The sequence below is a fragment of the Corallococcus sp. AB045 genome (genome assembly GCF_003668895.1).
Lineage (GTDB): Bacteria > Myxococcota > Myxococcia > Myxococcales > Myxococcaceae > Corallococcus > Corallococcus coralloides.
Window position 1 is genome coordinate 15,251 of the sequence record NZ_RAWN01000045.1, and the last position, 18,241, is coordinate 33,491.

At 67.1% G+C, this 18,241-nt stretch carries 19 protein-coding genes, 2 tRNA genes and 1 pseudogene; 7 read left to right on the plus strand and 15 right to left on the minus strand.

All coding sequences use genetic code 11. The features are described from left to right. Positions 1-66: 66 nt before the first annotated feature. From D7Y21_RS13455 to greB, 5 genes are all read right to left on the minus strand, one after another. Entirely contained in the window at positions 67-828 is a 762-nt protein-coding gene (locus tag D7Y21_RS13455; RefSeq protein ID WP_120564398.1) for a cyclopropane-fatty-acyl-phospholipid synthase family protein, read from the minus strand. Positions 829-915: 87 nt separating this feature from the next. Then, the gene (locus D7Y21_RS13460; protein ID WP_121713553.1) at positions 916-1,233 is read right to left on the minus strand and encodes a YbeD family protein; all 318 of its coding nucleotides are present in this window, start codon (positions 1,231-1,233) and stop codon (positions 916-918) included. A gap of 34 nt (positions 1,234-1,267) precedes the next feature. Then, positions 1,268-2,587, minus strand: a complete 1,320-nt coding sequence (locus D7Y21_RS13465) for a PhoH family protein (RefSeq protein WP_120564396.1) — start codon at positions 2,585-2,587, stop codon at positions 1,268-1,270. A 183-nt stretch (positions 2,588-2,770) separates the two neighbouring features. Further along, on the minus strand, positions 2,771-3,766 hold the full coding sequence (locus D7Y21_RS13470) for a deacetylase (protein WP_121713555.1): 996 nt from the start codon (positions 3,764-3,766) through the stop codon (positions 2,771-2,773). 9 nt (positions 3,767-3,775) lie between these two features. Continuing rightward, a complete protein-coding gene (gene greB, locus D7Y21_RS13475; protein ID WP_121713557.1) occupies positions 3,776-4,315 on the minus strand; it encodes a transcription elongation factor GreB in 540 nt (179 codons plus the stop codon). Positions 4,316-4,503: 188 nt separating this feature from the next. On the opposite strand from greB, the gene D7Y21_RS13480 reads away from it, so the two are divergent. Beyond that, a tRNA-Lys gene (locus D7Y21_RS13480) sits at positions 4,504-4,576 on the plus strand. Between the two features lie 12 nt (positions 4,577-4,588). Then, positions 4,589-4,661, plus strand: a tRNA-Glu gene (locus tag D7Y21_RS13485). A gap of 76 nt (positions 4,662-4,737) precedes the next feature. On the opposite strand, the gene D7Y21_RS13490 is transcribed toward D7Y21_RS13485, so the two are convergent. The 3 genes from D7Y21_RS13490 to D7Y21_RS13500 form a co-directional block, all read right to left on the minus strand. Next, positions 4,738-6,450: a DUF4041 domain-containing protein gene (locus tag D7Y21_RS13490; protein WP_121713559.1), complete on the minus strand. Its 1,713-nt coding sequence runs from the start codon at positions 6,448-6,450 to the stop codon at positions 4,738-4,740. 20 nt (positions 6,451-6,470) lie between these two features. Further along, a complete protein-coding gene (locus D7Y21_RS41425; RefSeq protein ID WP_147469269.1) occupies positions 6,471-7,445 on the minus strand; it encodes a hypothetical protein in 975 nt (324 codons plus the stop codon). 130 nt (positions 7,446-7,575) lie between these two features. Further along, positions 7,576-8,385: an oxidoreductase gene (locus D7Y21_RS13500; RefSeq protein WP_121713563.1), complete on the minus strand. Its 810-nt coding sequence runs from the start codon at positions 8,383-8,385 to the stop codon at positions 7,576-7,578. A 118-nt stretch (positions 8,386-8,503) separates the two neighbouring features. On the opposite strand from D7Y21_RS13500, the gene D7Y21_RS13505 reads away from it, so the two are divergent. Continuing rightward, complete coding sequence (locus tag D7Y21_RS13505; RefSeq protein ID WP_121713565.1) at positions 8,504-9,391, plus strand: LysR family transcriptional regulator; 888 nt, start codon at positions 8,504-8,506, stop codon at positions 9,389-9,391. A 10-nt stretch (positions 9,392-9,401) separates the two neighbouring features. Here D7Y21_RS13505 and D7Y21_RS13510 read toward each other — a convergent pair whose 3' ends face one another. The 4 genes from D7Y21_RS13510 to D7Y21_RS13530 all read right to left on the minus strand — a co-directional run bounded on the left by D7Y21_RS13510 (position 9,402) and on the right by D7Y21_RS13530 (position 12,584). Further along, complete coding sequence (locus D7Y21_RS13510) at positions 9,402-9,713, minus strand: MazG nucleotide pyrophosphohydrolase domain-containing protein (RefSeq protein WP_121713567.1); 312 nt, start codon at positions 9,711-9,713, stop codon at positions 9,402-9,404. 152 nt (positions 9,714-9,865) lie between these two features. Next, positions 9,866-10,114 (minus strand): hypothetical protein, encoded by a 249-nt coding sequence (locus D7Y21_RS13515; protein WP_121713569.1) that lies wholly within the window; start codon positions 10,112-10,114, stop codon positions 9,866-9,868. 133 nt (positions 10,115-10,247) lie between these two features. After that, entirely contained in the window at positions 10,248-11,180 is a 933-nt protein-coding gene (locus D7Y21_RS13520; protein WP_147469270.1) for a hypothetical protein, read from the minus strand. A gap of 903 nt (positions 11,181-12,083) precedes the next feature. Further along, on the minus strand, positions 12,084-12,584 hold the full coding sequence (locus D7Y21_RS13530; protein WP_121713575.1) for a hypothetical protein: 501 nt from the start codon (positions 12,582-12,584) through the stop codon (positions 12,084-12,086). Positions 12,585-12,697: 113 nt separating this feature from the next. Between D7Y21_RS13530 and D7Y21_RS13535 the strand changes: the two genes are divergently transcribed. Further along, entirely contained in the window at positions 12,698-13,159 is a 462-nt protein-coding gene (locus D7Y21_RS13535) for a GNAT family N-acetyltransferase (RefSeq protein WP_121713577.1), read from the plus strand. 12 nt (positions 13,160-13,171) lie between these two features. On the opposite strand, the gene D7Y21_RS13540 is transcribed toward D7Y21_RS13535, so the two are convergent. Then, positions 13,172-13,645 carry a hypothetical protein gene (locus tag D7Y21_RS13540; protein WP_121713579.1) on the minus strand — a complete coding sequence of 158 codons (474 nt, stop codon included), beginning with the start codon at positions 13,643-13,645 and terminating at the stop codon, positions 13,172-13,174. A gap of 62 nt (positions 13,646-13,707) precedes the next feature. Here D7Y21_RS13540 and D7Y21_RS13545 point away from each other — a divergent pair, with 62 nt between their 5' ends. Then, a complete protein-coding gene (locus tag D7Y21_RS13545) occupies positions 13,708-14,103 on the plus strand; it encodes a hypothetical protein (RefSeq protein WP_147469271.1) in 396 nt (131 codons plus the stop codon). Positions 14,104-14,148: 45 nt separating this feature from the next. Here the strand turns inward: D7Y21_RS13545 and D7Y21_RS13550 are convergent, their stop codons facing one another. Together D7Y21_RS13550 and D7Y21_RS13555 are read right to left on the minus strand one after the other, a co-directional pair. Then, entirely contained in the window at positions 14,149-14,457 is a 309-nt protein-coding gene (locus D7Y21_RS13550; protein WP_121713583.1) for a hypothetical protein, read from the minus strand. Between the two features lie 234 nt (positions 14,458-14,691). Beyond that, positions 14,692-17,193 carry an RCC1 domain-containing protein gene (locus D7Y21_RS13555; RefSeq protein ID WP_233612086.1) on the minus strand — a complete coding sequence of 834 codons (2,502 nt, stop codon included), beginning with the start codon at positions 17,191-17,193 and terminating at the stop codon, positions 14,692-14,694. Positions 17,194-17,457: 264 nt separating this feature from the next. Here D7Y21_RS13555 and D7Y21_RS42665 point away from each other — a divergent pair, with 264 nt between their 5' ends. Both D7Y21_RS42665 and D7Y21_RS42670 read left to right on the plus strand, forming a co-directional pair. After that, entirely contained in the window at positions 17,458-17,892 is a 435-nt protein-coding gene (locus tag D7Y21_RS42665; RefSeq protein WP_233612087.1) for a hypothetical protein, read from the plus strand. Further along, positions 17,832-17,984: pseudogene (locus D7Y21_RS42670) on the plus strand (1-acyl-sn-glycerol-3-phosphate acyltransferase); the annotation flags it as partial. The gene D7Y21_RS42665 and the pseudogene D7Y21_RS42670, both read left to right, overlap by 61 nt. Between the last annotated feature and the right edge of the window lie 257 nt (positions 17,985-18,241).

The window sequence follows — 18,241 nt, forward strand, 5'->3', positions numbered from 1 at the left end:
GAAGGGCCCAGGCACTCCGGGCCCTCCCCCACGCTTCACGAAGAGCCCCTGCCCGAGTCTTGAACCTCAGCCGCGGTCGCGCGACGCCGGGGGCTTCTCACCCGGCTCCTTGCGCCGGCCCACGGCGAACGCGTAGCTGACACCCGGCCGCTGGTTGTGCTCGCGGTGCAGGGCCAGCTCCTCGCGGAAGGTGGCGCTCTCCGGCGCGGCGCCTTCCGGCAGGTTCGCTTCCATGTCCTTGTAGAGCGCGTCCAGCTCCGTGTCGTGCAGCGACTCCACGGACTCCGGCTCGAAGCCGGCGTTCTCCAGCGCCTGGAGCAGCTCGCGCGGCAGGAGCAGCGGCGCGCCCAGGCGCTTCTCCCAGAAGTCCAGCACGGGCTTGGGCGTGAAGCGGCCCACGCGCGCCGGGAAGGTGAAGCCCACGCGGCCACGCTTGCCCAACAGCGGGCGGAACACGCGCAGCGACACATCCAGCGGGTACTGCACGCGCCCCGGCACGAGGATGGCGTGGAAGGGGCCGTCCAGCATGCCCAGCGCGTCCGGCGCCACGCGGCGCACCTCGATGCGGTCCGCCAGGCCCTGGGTGCGCACGCGCTCGCGGACGGGGGACACCAGGGTCTCATCCGTGTCCACGGCCACCACGGAGCACTTGAGCTCCTGGGCCAGCAGCACGGCGGCGCCGCCCTCCGGGCCACAGCCGAGCACCAGCACGCGAGAGCCCTGTTCGAGCTGGGCCACCTTGGCGAAGCGGCGCGTGGCGTCGTCGGATCCGAACGCGCGCTGCGCCCCCGGCGGGTGGTACAGCGGGAAGTGCTCGGCGGGACTCATTCCACCCTCATATACGCACCCCGGCCGGACTTCCAGCCGCCGGCGGCCTCCGGGCGCCCTGGGGCATCCGCCCGCGCACCGCCTGCCTCACAGGTAGTAGACGATGCGGGGATCCTGGTGCAGCTCGGCGTAGATGGCCCGGCGCTGCTCCTCGGACAACAGCAGCACGGACACGCTCAGGGACACGAACTTCCCCTTGCGGCTGTGCTGCACGTGGATGGAGTCCGGGGAGACCTCTGAGCCCAGCTTCCGCCGGAAGAGTGAGCGCACGTGCTCCTCGAAGCCGGGCGTCTCCTCGACCGTCGCCTTGCCCATCACCTTGTACTCGTAGACGGAGGGGTACTCGACGAGGGGCTTCTTCTCCTCGCCGGAGGTGTCGGGCTTGTCGGTGCCGTCCTGGGTCATGACACGTCTCTATCAGGCGCGGGCCTTGGGCGCTTCACAGCAGGTTGGCCGCCAACTCGGCCAGCATGCTGCGCTCGCCCTTGGCCATGGTGATGTGGCCGGCGATCTTCTCGTTCTTGAAGCGGTTGACCACGTGCACGAGCCCGTTGTTCGTGGAGTCCACGTACGGGTTGTCGATCTGGAACGGGTCGCCGGTGAGGATGATCTTCGTGTTGTCGCCCACGCGGGTGAGGATGGTCTTCACCTCGTGCGGGGTGAGGTTCTGCGCCTCGTCCACGATGATGAACTGGTTGGGGATGCTGCGCCCGCGGATGTACGTGAGCGGTTCGATCTCCATCAGCCCCAGGTCGATGAGCTCATGGTGGCCGCGCCCGGCCTTCTTGTCCGCGCGGCTCAGGTTCATGAGGAACTCGACGTTGTCGAAGATGGGCTGCATCCAGGGGTTGAGCTTCTCCTCGACGCTGCCGGGCAGGTAGCCGATGTCCCGGCCCAGGGGGAAGATGGGACGGCTGACCAGCAGCTTGTGGTACAGCCCCTCCTCCGTCACCTTCTGCAGGCCCGCGGCGATGGCGAGCAGCGTCTTGCCCGTGCCCGCCTTGCCGACAATCGTCACGAGTTTGATCTCGTCATTGAGCAGCAGGTCCAGGCAGAAGGCCTGCTCCATGTTGCGCGGCCGGATGCCCCAGGTGCCTTCCTTGCTGTTGCGCGCGAGCGGCACCAGCCGCGCCTTGGCGCCATTGAAGCGGGCCATGGCGGTGTGGGACGGGTTGAGCTCGTCCTTGAGCAGCACCAGCTGGTTGGGGAAGAGCCGGTCCTGGGCCGGCACCTCCACTTCACCGCCGGGCTTGTAGAGCTGGTCCACCATCTCCGTGGGGACGAGCAGCTCCGTGAAGCCGGTGTAGAGGTCGGTGATTTCGACGCGCTCGGTGTCGAAGTCCTGGGCGGAGAGGCCCAGGGCGTCGGCGCGGATGCGCAGGTTGGTGTCCTTGGTGATGAAGACGGCCTGGGTCTCCGGCTCGGTCTCCATCATGTCCAGGGCCACCGCGAGGATGCGGTTGTCCACCAGGTTGCTGTCCGCCATGGAGGACGGCAGCGAACGGTCGGTGAAGGCCACGCGGAGCATCCCGCCGTGCGGCAGCGGGACGCCCTCCTTCAAGGAGCCCTCGGCGCGGAAGGAATCCAGGTAGCGCGCCACCAGTCGCGCGTTGCGCCCCAGCTCGGAGAGATCGCGCTTGAACTGATCGATCTCCTCGATGACGTAGATGGGGATGATGACGTTGTTGTCCTTGAACCCGTAGATGCTGCGGGGGTCATGGAGGAGGACGTTCGTGTCGAGGATGAAGTTCTTTCGCATCGAGGGCTTCGCGACCTGACCTGGTTCGGGTGCGATTGCTGACGGCGAGCGACGACCGTGGAGGACCGACGCCTTCCAATATAGGCACCGAACGAGGGGCCACCAGCCGCATTCCCGTCCGCAAGCGCGAAGGTCCGTCCGAAACAGCACGGCGGTTCCGGAACAGGGCGCTACAGCGGGCCCTCAGGAGGTCGCGGCCGTGCGCAGCGCGGCGGGCGCGGGCTCGCCGGCGTCCTGGAACGGAGACGCGGGCGCCAGCGGATCATACCCCAGGACCTCCACCACCCTCTCGGGCGGGGGGCCGGGGGGCATGCGGGCCCAGGGGAAACGCGCCTGCAGCGACTCTTCGTCCAGCGACAGCACCTGCTTCGCGTGAAAGCGCCAGGCCTTGTGCCAACCGTTCGTGTCGAGCCGCCGGGCCACCCGCCGCGACAGGGGGCTGATCATCGGCGAGGGCGTGAAGAGGGCCGCCTGGCCCTGCGCGTCCCGCATGCAGCCCAGCTCCACGGCCCACGCCACGAGCCAGCGGGGCCAGCCTCGGCCCGCGCGGCGAAGGGCGCTGAAGTGCCCCTGCGCGGCGCCGTCCCCGAAGGTGAAGCGCGGCTCGTAGACGCACGCGGCGGAGAAGGTCGCGGGCATCAGCGCCACGCCTTCCGCGCCGATGCGGCGGGCCATGAGGTGCAGGAGTTCCATCAGGTCGCGCGACAGGGAGAGTCCGGGGTGGAGCTGTCCCGGGAGCGGCGGCCGGTTCCAGTCAAAGGGGCGCCCCGGGTGCTGCAGGAGGAGGCTGTCCACGTAGAGCAGCGGCGCCTCCGCGGCCGAGCGGGTGAAGCCGACCTCCGCGCCCAGGGCCTGGCGCAGGGACAGGTCCACGACGGGCGCGTGGTAGCGGCGGCTCAGGACGGTGATGCGAGGCTGGAACGGATCCTGGCAGGACAGGCGCAGCTCGACGGGGCCCACCCGCTCTTCCAGGCGCTGCGCGAAGCCGTAGGCCCGGAGGGCGTTCTCCAGGCCCTCCTGGCTGTAGGTGCCGAACGCCAGGCCCACGCGGTCACCGCCGGACTCCAGGCCCAGGTCGTCCAGGGACAGGGACTCCCCCGCGGACGCGGCCAGGTCCACGCTGCTCAGGCGCGAATAGGTGCGGCGAGCATGGGAGCTGAGCTCTGGCGTCCGGGGCATGGGAGCGTCCTAGTCGTAGCGGATGTCCATCAGGGTGAGTTCAATCTCACCCCGTGGGCGCCGCACCTCCACGGTGTCGCCAAGGGTCTTGCGCAGGAGCGCGCGGCCCATGGGTGACTCGACGCTGATGCGGCCTCCGGAGGCGTCGATCTCATCCGAACCGACAATCTGGTACGTGCTGCGGATTCCGCCCTCGTCCTCCAGGGTCACGGTGGCTCCAAAGTAGACTTTCGAGCGGTCCCCCTGTTCCGAGGGGGTGACGATGGTGGCGGTGTCCAGGCGCTTGGAGAGGAAGCGGATGCGCCGGTCGATCTCCCTGAGGCGCTTCTTGCCGTAGATGTATTCGGCGTTTTCTGAACGGTCGCCCTGGGCGGCGGCGGCGGAGACCTCGGCGGTGACCTTGGGGCGGGCCTCGTTGAGGAGTTGGAGCAGCTCGCGGTGCATGCGCTCGGCGCCCGTGCGGGTGAGGTAGCGGCGGAACGGGGCCTGCTCCCCTGCCTCTTCGTCCTCGGGGGTGTCGTCGGGCGGTTCGGGAGCTTCCTGGGACATGCCCGTGTATAGCGCTGGAGACTGACGGGTGGAGGGCGCCGGGCCGGCGGATGTTCACCGCGGGTCGGGACGGGGCGTGTCAGGACGGGGCGCCTGCGATCGCCAGTGGAACTCCCCGGGCGCTGCTGGTAGGAAGCGCCTCGCGGGGCCGCTGGCGGATCCGCAGCCGGTGCCAAAAAAAGAATAGCGAGTCGCTAGCTCAGCTGGTAGAGCACCGGCCTTTTAAGCCGAGGGTCGGGGGTTCGAGCCCCCCGCGACTCAAGCAGTGACGACGTCCCCGTCGTCTAGAGGCCCAGGACGCTGGCCTTTCAAGCCGGTAACACGGGTTCGAATCCCGTCGGGGACACTGAAGGACCGAGGCCGGAAGCCGCTGAGACCCAGCGGTTTCCGGCCTCGGTCTTTTCTGGCTCCCCTTGTGAATCTCAGCGGATCTCAGCGGTGGGGGCGCCAGCAGCTCCTTCTGCGCCGCGCTGAGCTATCGCCACGGATTCCCGGTACTCACGCGCCTCCGCCGCCATCGTGAATGCGGCCGTGAGTCCCTTGGCCGCCACCAGGTCCCGCAGTTCGAGGATGGAAACCCGGAAGAACTCCTTCCTCAGGTTGACACGATTGACCCTTCGATCCTCGAACCGATTGTGGAGTTCGCGCTCCAGGCCGGGTGCGTCGTCGGTCGTGATCATCGCATGGACGTCGAACTCGAATGGAACGGACGCATCACCCAACTCGTAGATGCGATCCATCGGGTCGAGGCGGCGGGTCATCCCGATCTTCAAGATCCCATCCCCAAAGGACCCCACGTTTGAGATGACATACACGTTGCCGGAACGCGTCTGCTCGGCCATCGACTTCGCTCTGAGATTCTTGGCTTCTGCCTCCGCCAGGCGTTGGTTCAACTCGTCGACCTTTTGCTGAAAGCGAGCACGCTCTTCAGCCGACGCGGACTCGGCCTCGGCACGCGCTTTCTCCAGAGCCTTGGCCAGGACCTCTTCCTCCCTCTGCGCATCCTTCATGACGCGCTCCGCTTCGCGGCGCGCCTTCTCTTCTTCACGAATCTGTTCCTGGATCCGGCGCTGCTCCTCCCGCTCACGAAGGCGGAGCTCCTGAGCAGTGACTGCCCACCTCAGCTCTTCCAGCCTTGCCGCCAGATACGCCTCCAGGATTCGTGCATTCCGGAATGCCTCTCCGTTCAGGTTGACCAAGGCGAAGGCGTCCCGGATCTCCTGCTCGAGCGTCCCGTAATTGTCGCTCCTGGTCCTTGAGAGGATTCCATCCACACGGCCATTGAACGCGTCGATAACGAATCGGACCGCGGCCTCCTTCCGCTTGGCTTCCGCGTAGTCGCACTCCGCGGCGTGGCCTTCTTCTACCATTCGTCGGGACTGATCCCGGGCCGACTTCAACTTGACCCCGGCCTCCAAGTGACCAAAGTCCGCGGCCAGTTCATCCAGAAGGCTTCGCGTCGGAACGACGTACTTGTCTCCATAGCCGTCGATCACGTTGCGGATCGCGCGAACAGCCTGCTCCAACGCATCCTTCTCTCGCAGGGCGATGTATGCATTTCCCGCGATCCGCTCAGCGCCCTTGTGAGCGTCGTCCAGGATCTTTCGCGCATCCTGGGTTGCCTTGCTGAGGACGGAGTCCGCTTGTGTTCGCAGTTCCTTGAGCTTGTTGCTTGCCTCACGAAGCTCGACTTCGCTCCGGGCTCTGGATGTCGCGGAGTAGGTCTCAGCTTGCTGTTTGAGCGCACCTGCCAGCTTGAGCGCCTCATCGAGAGAGCGTTTGACTTCCTGTTCCGCGTTCGCGAGCCCTTGGAAACGCAACAGCGGTTCGAAGGTCCCCATCGCCTTTCTGAATTCCTCTTCGAAGTGGGCGCGCACCCGCTCTGCTTCGGCTTTCGCCTTTTCCCGCTCGTGCGACAACTCCGCGTCCACGTCATCAAGTCTTTTGCTGACCTCCTGCTTGAGACGCTCCCCTTCGGCCAAGGAGTCGGCGCGGACTTTCGTGAGTTCCTGCTCGACTTCCGATAGCGACCGCTGGGTCTTCTGCCAGCGACCGCGCAGCACGAACGCCCAGATTGCGACCGGGATGAACCCGAGACCGCATGCGATGAATATCAATGCAAATAGGCCTGTCATGATGAGCCCCCCGAAGGTGTCTACTCAAGTTCCTCAAGGAACCGATTCGCGGTTTCGATCATCGACTGAAGCGAACTGGCGGGTTCAGTGAAGAGAACGTCTGATGGAGAGAAGGCGACGATGGGTTGGAATGCGCCGGTACGACGGGAAGCCTTGAAATTCGTTCGGGTTTGCAGCCCGTCCAACGCGTCCGATGGATCGAGGGTATCGAACGCCAGGCTCTCCATTTGCCCTCGATGAATGATCGTGGAGAGTACGGGGGAGAGCGCCGGGAGCCCGTCAGCCGAGTACGCCGTCACGAGGACGGCCTTCACCGGAAGGAGCGCATGAACCTCACGTGCCACTCGCAAGACCCACGAGCACACGTGGTCCTGGTAGAGTTCGACGAATTGGACGCGGGGAATGGACTTCGTCGACAGCTTACCGGTCGAGGTCAATGTTTGAACCTCGGCAGGCAGAATGGCCGAACCCTGGACCGTAACCCGTGACTCCACCAGATGGGGCGAGTGGATATCGAAGTCCACCGCCATTCCGCCAGGAGATGCCCTGGAGTTATTGGAAATCTCCAGCAGGACGCGCCGGTAACTTCTTGGGTCCCCCTGAAGGATACCTTGCGCCAGGGCAACGGAATCAGCCTGCTCCAGTGCCTCCTCCTGGAAGGCTTGTTGCGAGGAATTGAACCGGGCTGAGTCCTCCGCCAAGGCAGACACCCTGTTCGGCAATTGTGCCGAGGGAATTTCAAAGAGGGTCAGCAGGCGGGTTCGGCGGTCGGCTGAACGTTCCGCCCAGTGGGTAGGCGTCACCGGCGCAGGAGGCAGACTGACCGCGAGTGCTCGCCAGTCGATAGGAGCGCTACAGGCCTTATGCGTCGACTTCAACTCCTCGACTCGCGCCTTGCTCTCCTCCGCGGATTCACGCGCAAGGCGCAGTTGAGTCTGTCGCTCTTGCTCCTTTGCCTCCCTCTTCCGCATCGACGCGTAGGAATCGCGGCCCATCCTCTCCCCCTTCGGGCCCCATCAACGGGTGCCCCTCGGTCCCCAGGCTAGCCGCAATGTGAGGCCTGGGAAAACCGGACCAGGGGATGCCGCGCGCGGCGCCGTCAGACGAAGGGGTTCAATACGGACCTCAAGTGAAGTCCGTGGACAGGGAGAGGGCGCGGTGGGCGGCCAGTTCCCGGGCGACGAAGGCGTTCTTCTCCTCCAGGGCCTTCACCGTGTCACTGTCCAGGGCCAGGCGAAGGGGAGGCTGTCCCATCTTCGCCAGTGTGATCATCGCGGTCGCGAGCTTCGCCGGGTCACCCGGCTGCTGATGGTTGAGCTCGACGGCGCGCTTGCGCATGGCGCCGGACGTCTCCGCGTAGTCGGGGATGATGCGCTCCGACCGGGTGAGGGACGCCGCGTCCAGGAAGTCAGTGCGGAAGTAGCCGGGCTCCACCACCGTGACATGGATGCCCAGCGGGGCCAGCTCGTCCTGGAGCGCCTCGCTCAGGCCCTCCACCGCGAACTTGGTGGAGCAGTACACGCCCCACCCCGCCGCGGAGCGGTACCCGCCAATGGAGGACAGGTTGATGATGTGCCCGGAGCGCTGCTGGCGCATGACGGGCAGCACCGCGCGGGTGACGGCGAGCAGGCCGAAGACGTTGGTGCGGTAGAGCTTCTCGATTTCGTCGGCGCTCGCCTCCTCCACGCCGCCGAGCAGGCCGAAGCCCGCGTTGTTCACGAGCACGTCGACGCGGCCCGCCTCCGCCACGACGGCCCGGGCCCGGGCCTCATCCGTGACGTCCAGTTGCGCGACCACCAGCCTGGGGTGGGCCGCCAGGGGGATGCTCTTCGGGTTGCGCGCGGTGGCGATGACACGATCTCCCGCGTCTAGCGCCGCCTGGGCAATGAGGACTCCAAAACCACGGGATGCGCCAGTGATGAGCCAGGTCTTCATGTGCTTGCTCCGCGTTAGTGGGTGACACGCCATTGAATAGGCCCAAGCCATCCATGAGAGAATGCGCACGGCAGGCACAAGACCGTTGAACCTGACTCAACAGTAAAAGGGAGCCTCCATGCAGGCCGACGTCCGTGAGCTGACGGTGTTCCTGGAGATTGCCCGGCACCTGAACTTCCGCCGTGCGGCGGCGGCCCTGGGCGTGACGCCATCCGCGCTGAGCCACAGCCTGCGGGGCCTGGAGGAGAAGCTAGACCTGCGGCTGGTGCACCGCACCACCCGGAGCGTGGGGCTCACCGCTGCGGGTGAACGGCTCGCCGAGCGGCTGCGGCCAGCATTCCGGGACATCGACGACGCGCTCGATGACCTGAACTCGTTCCGGGAGGCACCCGTGGGAAGGCTGCGCCTCAGCGCGGCCCGGGTGGCCATCCGCCTGAGCCTGATGCCGGTGCTGGGCCCCTTCATGGCGGCGCACCCGGGCATCGAGGTGGAGGTCGTCGACAGCGGCGCGTTCGTGGACATCGTCAAGGAGGGCTTCGACGCCGGCGTGCGCTTCCACGAACGCGTTGCCGCGGACATGGTGGCGATTCCGCTGGGCCCTCCGCTGAGGACGGCCATCGTCGCCACGCCCGCGTACTTCGCGAAGCACCCGCACCCGAAGACACCCCGGGACCTGGCCGCGCATGACTGCATCCAGATGCGGTTCACCAACGGCGCACGCTACGCCTGGGAGTTCGAGCGCAACGGCAAGGAGCTGGAAGTGGAGACACGCGGCTCGCTGGCCCTGAGCGACCAGGTGGAGATCCTGGAGGCCGCGCTCGCGGGCCTGGGGCTGGCGTATCTCTTCGAGTCGCAGGTGCAGCCCCTCATCGACCAGGGACGGCTGGTGCGCGTGCTGGAGGCGTGGTGCCCGCCCTACTCCGGCTTCTTTCTCTATTACCCGAGCCGCAGACACCTGCCGCCCGTGCTCAAGGCCTTCGTGGACTTCGTGCGGGGCCGGACGTGAGCCGGATTCATTACCAGGTGCGCTGCTGGTTGCGCGCGTTCTTCTCCCGGAAGGCCTGCTCCAGGTCCACGCCCGCGCGGTTGGCGATGGCCAGGAGGTAGTTGAGCACGTCCACCAGCTCCTCCCCCACATGCTCGCGAGCCCGCGCCTCGGAGGGCTGCTTCTCGTACTGGCGCACCGCCTTGAAGAGCTCGCCCACCTCCTCGCCCATCCGGAAGCAGTTGAGGATCAGGTCCTGCTGGAGCCAGCCGTGCAGCGACTCCAGGTCGTGGATGTACCGCTGGTAGTCCGGCATCGCGGCTCGCTCGGGAAGCTCAATCATGCCCCTGTGCTCCGTCAGCTACGGGTGGCTGTCAACCCGCGCGTGAGTTCTGTCTCCCAGGAGCGGCTCGCCCAGGCGAAGGCTGCGTTCGCCAAGGGGCAGGTGTCGCTGAAGCTGGGCGAGCGCACGGCTTTCTCGAACAGGAGCGCGGCTCAGCAATGCTTCTTGATGAGGGCCTTACAGGCGGTGACGGCTTCGTCCATGGTGCAGTGGGTCTGCGCGCAGTTCGGCCGGCCCGTTTTCGGGTCCTTGCAGTACTCCAGCACGACCCCACAGGACGCGCCCTCGGTGCCATCCTCCGTGGTGACAATCTGGCCCTGCTCCGCCAGACCGTCGACCTCCGCTCCACAGCCCACGAGCGGAATCACAGCCAGCATCATTCCTACGAGCAGCTTCTTCATGGTCGGTCCTTTGGGTCCACCCGCTTCCGGGCGGCCTCCAGCCGCTGGAGATACGCCTGAAAGGACATCCTCATGGCAGGCCGCGCGCCGTCCCGCGAAGAGGAGCGGCGCGCGGCGGTGGGAGGCGCGGCGGCTACTGGGGCGCGACCACGCCGTCGCTGATGTTGGCCGGGATGCTCCCCCAGTAGGTGGAGATCTCCGCGTGCCCGTCGCTGAAGGAGAAGGGCTCCAGCTGCGGATAACCGTCCGGGCCCACTCCGAGGTCATACAGGTAGAGATCCAGCCGCAGCGTGGTGCCCGACGCCGGATTCTCCAGGACGATGGGCTGCGCGTAGGACTGGCCCGGAGCCGAGGTCCCCAGCACGATGTTCAGCGGCTGTCCCTCGAGCGCGGGGATGATCCGCTTCTGCAACACCTGGGTGGGCGCGCCGCCGAACTGGAGGGTGACGGGGCTGGTCTGCACGACGACCTGATTGGAGTAGGAATCCGAGCTCCGGGTCACCGTCGACGACTCAAAGCTGATGACGAAGGGAACCGTCTTCCCGCTCAGCTCCGCGAAGATGTCCGGCGGGCCGTTCGGGGACGGTGTGCGGTCAAAGAAGTGGAGGGTCCCGGACACCCAGCCTCCATGGTCCACCCGGAAGCCCACGTCCGCGTTGCCGTCGCCCGGAACCTTGAAGAGGAAGCGCACCGGGCGCGTCTCGCCCTCGCCCAGCGTGAACACCAGGGGGTTCGGAGAGACAAGCGTGGACGGCACCGTCACGCCCGGCTGGTCCGTGCGTTCGATATGCCAGGTCCCGGTCAGCTGGAGGGTGTAGTCACCGGCGATGAGCGGCACGCTCACCGTGTCCGCCGTCGTGTCGGTGATGGTGGTGGACTGCGGCCCGGTGAGGGTGAACGTCGCGCCCACCAGCTTGTAGCTGCGGCCCGCCGCGGTCGTGGAGACCAGGGGCAGCTCCAGCAGCCCCTCTCCATCGCGCAGGACCGGCGTGGACGGCACGGACGAACCACCACATGCGACCGCGAACAACACGACCGCCGCCAGGAAACACTTCATTGCTTGCATGGACTTCCCCCTCGAAGAAGAGGCCGGAGGGTAGACTTCTGGACAATCCCTGGTCAAGACAGACAAGCCCGCACGGCCAATGACAGCCGGACCCAGCCCTGGCGTGAACAGGGTTTCCAACTCCTTCTCGTGTTCCATGGCCCCATCGTCAGCCAGCGAGCGCCAATGCATCCGCAGTTGCTGGGAGGGCCCCGCCGCCCAGCGGAAGCGCTGCACCTTGAGCTGCTCGAAGTCCAGGGGCAACAGGCCCCGGGCGAAGGTCTGCTCCAGGAAGAGCCCCTCTCTGGATGCACACAGGGCGGATTCAATCCTCATTTCCTGCCCGTGGCGCCGGACGCGGCCCGCCAGCCCCCTTCACGCGAAGGGAGATGAGCCTGCCCGGACAAACCGGGCTCACCCCATCAGTTGGATCAGGCTCAAGTGCAGCGCGTCACAGCGCACTGCAAGCCCAGACGCCCAGGGGCGTACAGAAGCAATTGGGATTGGGGTGGCCCGGCAGACAGCAACTCCGCGACGCACCAACGGGCGAACACGGGGCGCCCGCGAGCTTGCTGCAGCGATTGTTCAGCCCACAGATGGGAGTGGGTGTGAAACAGATGTTGTAGATGCCATCGCACTCGACGGAGTCCGCCTGCACCGAACACGTGTTCCCCTCACAAGACACCGTCGAGCCATTTGGACAGGTTTGTGAGCACGTGACGAGGGCGCTCGACTGCTGCCCCAGGTCCGGCGCCTCGACAGGTTCCACTCCACCACAGGCCACCAACACCGAGACGACAAGCACCGTCAGCACACCCGGAAAGCTCTTCATGGCATGTCTCTCCTTGAGGGATTGAGCGGCATCAAATCACAAGCAGCGCTCATTTCGCCACGGAGCTTCGCCTGAAGACACGCAGGGAATCCCTATGCCGGGGCGGGTTGCGCCGACCGCGTGCGATGAAGCAGTCGAACGTCCGCGTGGCGTGGAAGTTCGTGGCGCTGCTCCCGGGTGAAATAGGAGTGCAGCGCGACGAGGACGCCAAGGAGCGAGAAGCAAACGAGCAATGCCGCAACGAGCAGGAAGCGCTGATGGGTGAGGCCTCCGCCCACGACGGCCATGTGGTGGTGGGGCGCGTCCGCCAGGTAGAGGACGTCAACGGAAGAGCCTGGGCTCCGATTCATGGCCGGCGAGGATGGCTCGGTGAAGACGCCTTGGCGCTCCGGTCCCTCCGCGGGCCGGAAGGCATAGTAGATCCAGTTCTCGGTGCCTGACCGCCTCCTGACGAAGGTCACCTTCCCCTGGATGAGCAGCCCCTGCTGCTCCAACCGCACGGTCACGCGGCGGGAGCGGGCGAGGAGGGACAGGATGATGGCGGGGAGTCCCACGAAGCCCGCCAGGAGGCCGAGCAGATCCTCGAAGCTCATGGTGCCCGCATGATGGCGGCTGGGAGGAGAGCGAATCAACCACCGGGGCACGCCGCTTCACGTGCCCACCGCGTGGCCCGCTCATGTCGCTGGCGCTAAGGTGACAGGACACCATGGCCCCCTCTTCTCTCGACTGGCAGTGGAAGCGCTTCAACGAGCTCACGCTCGAGGAGCTGTACCGGCTGCTCGCGCTGCGCTCCGAAGTCTTCGTGGTGGAGCAGAAGAGCATCTATCTCGACGCGGACGGCCTGGACGCCGCGTGCTTCCACCTGCTCGGGGGCGTCCCGGGCACGGGGCAGTTGGGCGCCTACCTGCGCGCACTGCCGCCCGGCCTCAAGTTCCCCGAGGCGAGCCTCGGCCGCGTCGTCACCGCGCCGGCGCTGCGCGGGCAGCGGCAGGGCCGCGACCTGGTCGAGCGCGGGCTGAACTTCCTCTCCGAGCGCTTTCCGGGCGCGCCCGTGCGCATCGGGGCGCAGGCCTACCTGCAGCGCTTCTACGAAGGCTTCGGCTTCGTGGCCGTGAGCGACATCTACGACGAGGACGGCATCCCGCACCTCGACATGCGCAGGGGCTGACGAGGGAGCGGATCAGAACCCGAGGTACTCGAGCTCATCATCCGTGAGCTGATGCAGCGGTTGCCTGCTCCTGACCGCGCCGGTCCGAGGCTCGTGGTAGAGCTCCGCGTCGGGGAGGTTGCGCAGGACCAGCTCCACCTTGCGAATCTGTCCCCGCTCCGAGTCGATCATCTCGCTCTCACTGATGAGGTTGGCGATGACGCCCGCGGGCACGATGGAAGTCTGTGATGCGCCGTTCTGGGACTGGTAGGACACGAAGTTGGAGTCCCTGTTCTGGTACTGGATGACCAGGGCCGCCAGCCGCTCGGCATTGATCTGGTACTCCTCGCGAATGCGCTTCAGGCGCCCTTCGCGCTCTTCGACTCTCGCGACGAGTTCCCGGACCTTCTTCTGAAGGGCTTCACGTAGCTCCGTGCGGCAGTGGGAGGACCTGACAAACTCACGGTGCGCCCGTGTTGCTACCGGGCTGCGCTCAAAGGCTCGCACGGCCGTTCGACTTCCCGCCCGCGCCATGCTTCAATTCCTCGCTCCTCTTGCAAGGACCGTGGATGAAGCGTTCCCTGATGCTGTCCGCGATGCTGGCCGGCCTGACGGCCTGTGGTGGTCTGGCGGCCAACGAGTCCCCAGAGGAATGGGGTCAGCAGACCGAGGCCCTCGTCTCGTGTTCGACGACCTGCCAGACGGGGACGCTCTCCTGTCAGGGCTCTTCCTGCTCCGCGGTGGATGGCTCCAGCGTGCAGTGCGACGGCGTCTACCAGTACTGCCCCCCGCCCCCGACCGGCGGCGCCTGCACCGCCAGGTCGTGCTGGTCCATGCATGGCTCCCGTTGCTATGGGGGCCCCAACGTCTGGACGGACTGCTGCGTGGACGAACAGACGCCCAGCAACTGCATCTGCTCGTACCAGGGTACCTGGGAGTGCGACCTGCCTCCTGTCGGCGGGTAGCGGCCGTCAGGGCCGGTGAAACACGGCGGAAGGCGAAGGACGACGCTACTGCGGCCCCTCCTCGGCTTGCGCGGCAGCCGGCGCCGCCGACGGCGCTTCGACTGCCTTCAGCTCCTCCTTGCAGCTCACGGTCTGGCCGGCGGCGCTGCAGATGAAGCGGTGTCCACGGCATTCAGCGTTCCAGGGTGCCACCATCTCGCCAAGGCCATACGAGCTCTTCTCTCCGGTAATCACCAGCTCTTCGGCAGGGCAACCAATGGCACCCGCGGAGAGGTCCGCATACTGCTGCTTGCTAACGGTGGCACAGCCAGTGGTGGCGGAGAGAAGGACGAGAGCACAGAAGTGTGAGCGCATGGGCGGCTATCTACCGCAGGGCTCAGGTTGAATGGAATGCACCCCCGGTCGTACTCCGGAGGTGCACCTCGCGATGGCCAACGCCATCGTGTGGACGCCGGAAGGACCGAGGGTGCTCGGACCGACGGATGAGGAAGTCGAGTTGCCACGGCGGCAGGTGCCAGGGTCTAGCCGGTGCGCGACCTCATCCTGAAGAGGCCGCGCCCACGGCGAAGTCCGTGCACTGGGCCACGCTCAAGGCAGCAGGGATTTGACGGGGACCCGCACCGGCACCGTCCCATCACCGAGCTGTCCAACGCCGTTGAAGCCCCAGGCCCAGACGGTGCCATCCCGGCGCAGCGCCAACGCGTGGGAGGAGCCCGAGCCCAGCGCGGTGACCTCCGTGAGCCCGGCCACCTGCACCGGCACAGCTCGGTCCGTGGTCGTCCCATCGCCCAGTTGGCCGTTCCCGTTGGAGCCCCAGGCCCAGACAGTCCCGTCCCCGCGCAGCGCCATGGACTGGCTCCCCCTCGCGGACAGGGCGGTGACCCCCGCCAGCCCGGAGACCTGCCCCGCCGCGAGTTGCTGCTGGGTGGTCCCGTTCCCCAGTTGGTTGAAACGGTTGTCGCCCCAGGCCCAGACGGTCCCATCCGCGCGCAGCGCCAATCCGTGGGCACCGCCCGCTGCGATGGCGGTGACCTCCGCGAGCCCGGCCACCCGCACCGGCACTGCCCGATTTCCTGTCGTCCCATCGCCCAGTTGGCCGTTCCCGTTGGAGCCCCAGGCCCAGACGGTCCCATCCCCGCGCAGTGCCATCATGAACACATTGCCTGCCGCCAGCGCGGTGACGTCCGTGAGCCCGGCCACCCGCACCGGCGCAGCTCGGTCCGTGGTCGTCCCATCGCCCAGTTGGCCGTTCCCGTTGGAACCCCAGGCCCAGACGGTCCCATCCGCGCGCAGCGCCATCGAGCTGGCGCGGCCTGCCGCCAGCGCGGTGACGTCCGTGAGCCCCGACACCTGGACGGGCGTGAGTCGGGCCGTGAGCGTCCCATCTCCCAGGTTGCCGCTTTCGTTGGAGCCCCAGGACCAGACGGTCCCATCGTCGCGCAGCGCCAATGCATGGGATTCGCCCGCGGCCACGGCGGTGACCCCCATGAGGCCAGACACCCGCACCGGCGCAGCTCGGTCGATGGTCGTCCCATCCCCGCGCAGCGCCAATGAATGGTCACCGCTCGAGGCCAGGGCGGTCACGCCCGTGAGCCCGGACACCTGCGCCGCCAGGGGCCGGAGGGAGGTCGTCCCATCCCCCAGTTGGCCATGGCGGTTGTCGCCCCACGCTCGCAGGGCTCCATCGCCGCACAGGGCCACCCCATGGGAGGAGCCAGCCGTCAGGACGCTCACCCCCATGAGCCCGGACACCTGCACCGGGGTGACTCGCTGGGTGGTCGTCCCATCCCCCAGCTGGCCGAAGTGGTTGAGGCCCCAGGCCCAGACGGTCCCATCACCCCGCAGCGCCATGGAGCTGTAACTGCCCGCCGCCAGGGCGACGACCTCCGTGAGCCCGGCCACCTGGACCGGCGTGGACTCGAAGACGTAGGAGGTCTCTCCCAGTTGGTTGCTCCCGTTGAAGCCCCAACCCCAGACGGTCCCATCCGCGCGCAGCGCCAACGTGTGGTTGGGGGCCGCCGCCAGGGCAGTGACGCCCGTGAGCCCTGGCACCTGCCCTGGCGTTCCCTGTTCGGTGGTGGTCCCGTTCCCCATTTGGCCGCTCCCGTTGAAGCCCCAACCCCAGACAGTCCCATCCGCGCGCAGTGCCAACGCAAAGCTACCGCCCGCGGCCACGGCGGTGATTCCCGTGAGCGAGGGCACCCGCACGGGCCGTGTCCGCGAGCGGGTCGTCCCATCCGCCAGTTGGCGCTCCCCATTGGCGCCCCAGGCCCAGACGGTTCCATCGCCGCTCAGCGCCAGCGTGAAGTTGCTGCCGGCGCTCAGGGCCGTGATACCCGTGAGCCCGGACACCAGGACGGGCGTGGCCCGGGAGTTGAACGTCCCATCCCCCAGTTGGCCAGCCACATTGTAACCCCAGGCCCAGACGGTCCCGTCGTTGCGCAGCGCCAAGGAGTGGCGGCCGCCTGCAGCCAGGGCAATCACGCTGGTCAGCCCGGAAACCCGCACCGGCGCAGCTCGGTCCGTGGTCGTCCCATCGCCCAGTTGGCCGTTCGCGTTGGAGCCCCAGGCCCAGACAGTCCCATCCCCGCGCAGCGCCACCGTATGGGCACTGCCTGCGACGACGGTGGGCTTCGGGCACGCATTGGCGTCGACGGTGAAGGTTTTGGAAACAGACGCATCCCCGCTGTTCGCGACCGTGACCGTCACCGTCGCGACGGTCCCCGTGGGCACACAGGAGGGAGAGGTCCAGATGACTTCACTGCTGGTACCCGTATGAGAGGGGCTGCCCAGGGTCCCGACGTTGGCCGTCCAGGAGAAGCGCAGCTGGGGGGACTCCTCGTCGTGGGCCTTCACGCGAAAGGTGACCGGACGCTGCACCAGCACCTGGGTGGCGGACTGCGAACTGTCGGTGAGGGTGGGAGGCGTCACATCAGGCCCAGGGTTGCCTCCATCCGGTACACACTGAGAGGGATTGCGCTGGCAGGGGTCCGCGCCATCCGGGTCGGAACCCGCGCACGCCAGGACGCTGAACCAGACCACCGTGGTGAGCAAGGCCTGGAGCCGCCAGGCCATTGTCGTTCTTCTCATGTTCCCCCCCCCTGAATGGACAGCCTGTCCGACTCTACACGGCGCTCCCGAAGCAAGACATTCCACTCGCGGCAAGAGGGCAGATGCGCGGAAGCGGCGCATGGAATTGAACACTGCCCCACGAGCAGTCGCTTGCCCGACAGGCGTCGCTGGCCGGAGGAAAGCCTGCGTCGCGGCGGCAAGCGGAGCCTTCGCCGCCTCGGCTGTGCCTTCCCCTCGGGAAATAGACGCATGAGCATGGGAAGGACAGGAGCCCGATTGGCTGTGGAGCCATCCGTCCATGACAGACCGGGGACCGCCCGAGTCCTCCTCTCGAGCGCGCACTGGGCCTTCCTCGCGCTCTCCAGCGCGGTGCTGTTCCTGGGAGCGCTCCTGCTGTGGGCGCTCACCCGCCCGTTCGACGCGAACGGGCGGGTGCTGCACCTGTACTCGTGCTTCTGGGCACAGCTGTATTTCTACGTGAACCCGAGGTGGCACCTGCGGGTGGAGGGCCGCGAACGCCTGCCCTGGAGGGGCGCGGCGGTGCTGGTGTCCAACCACGAGTCGCTGGGGGACATCCTGGTCCACTTCGGTCTCTACCGGCCGTTCAAGTGGGTCTCCAAGGCGAGAACTTCAAGCTGCCACTCATTGGCTGGAACATGCGCCTCAACCGCTATGTACCGCTCATCCGCGGAGACCGCGCCAGCGTCCTCCGGATGATGGCCGGGTGTGAGCGCTGGTTGTCACGCGGCGTCCCCATCCTGATGTTTCCCGAAGGCACCCGCTCCCGGGACGGCAAGGTGAAGGCCGTCAAGGACGGCGCCTTCACGCTCTCCGTCCAGCAGCCCTGCCCCATCATCCCCGTGGTCCTCACCGGCACCGCGCTGACCCAGCCGAAGCACGCGCTCGTCTTCCAGCAGTCCGTCCACGCCCGGGTGCGCGTGCTGGAGCCCATCGACCCCGCGGACTTCGCGGGGGATGTGCACGCCCTGCGCGGCGGAGCACGCACGGTGCTCACGCCGTCGGATGAGGAAGTCGAGTTGCCACGGCAGATGCACGTCATGGATTT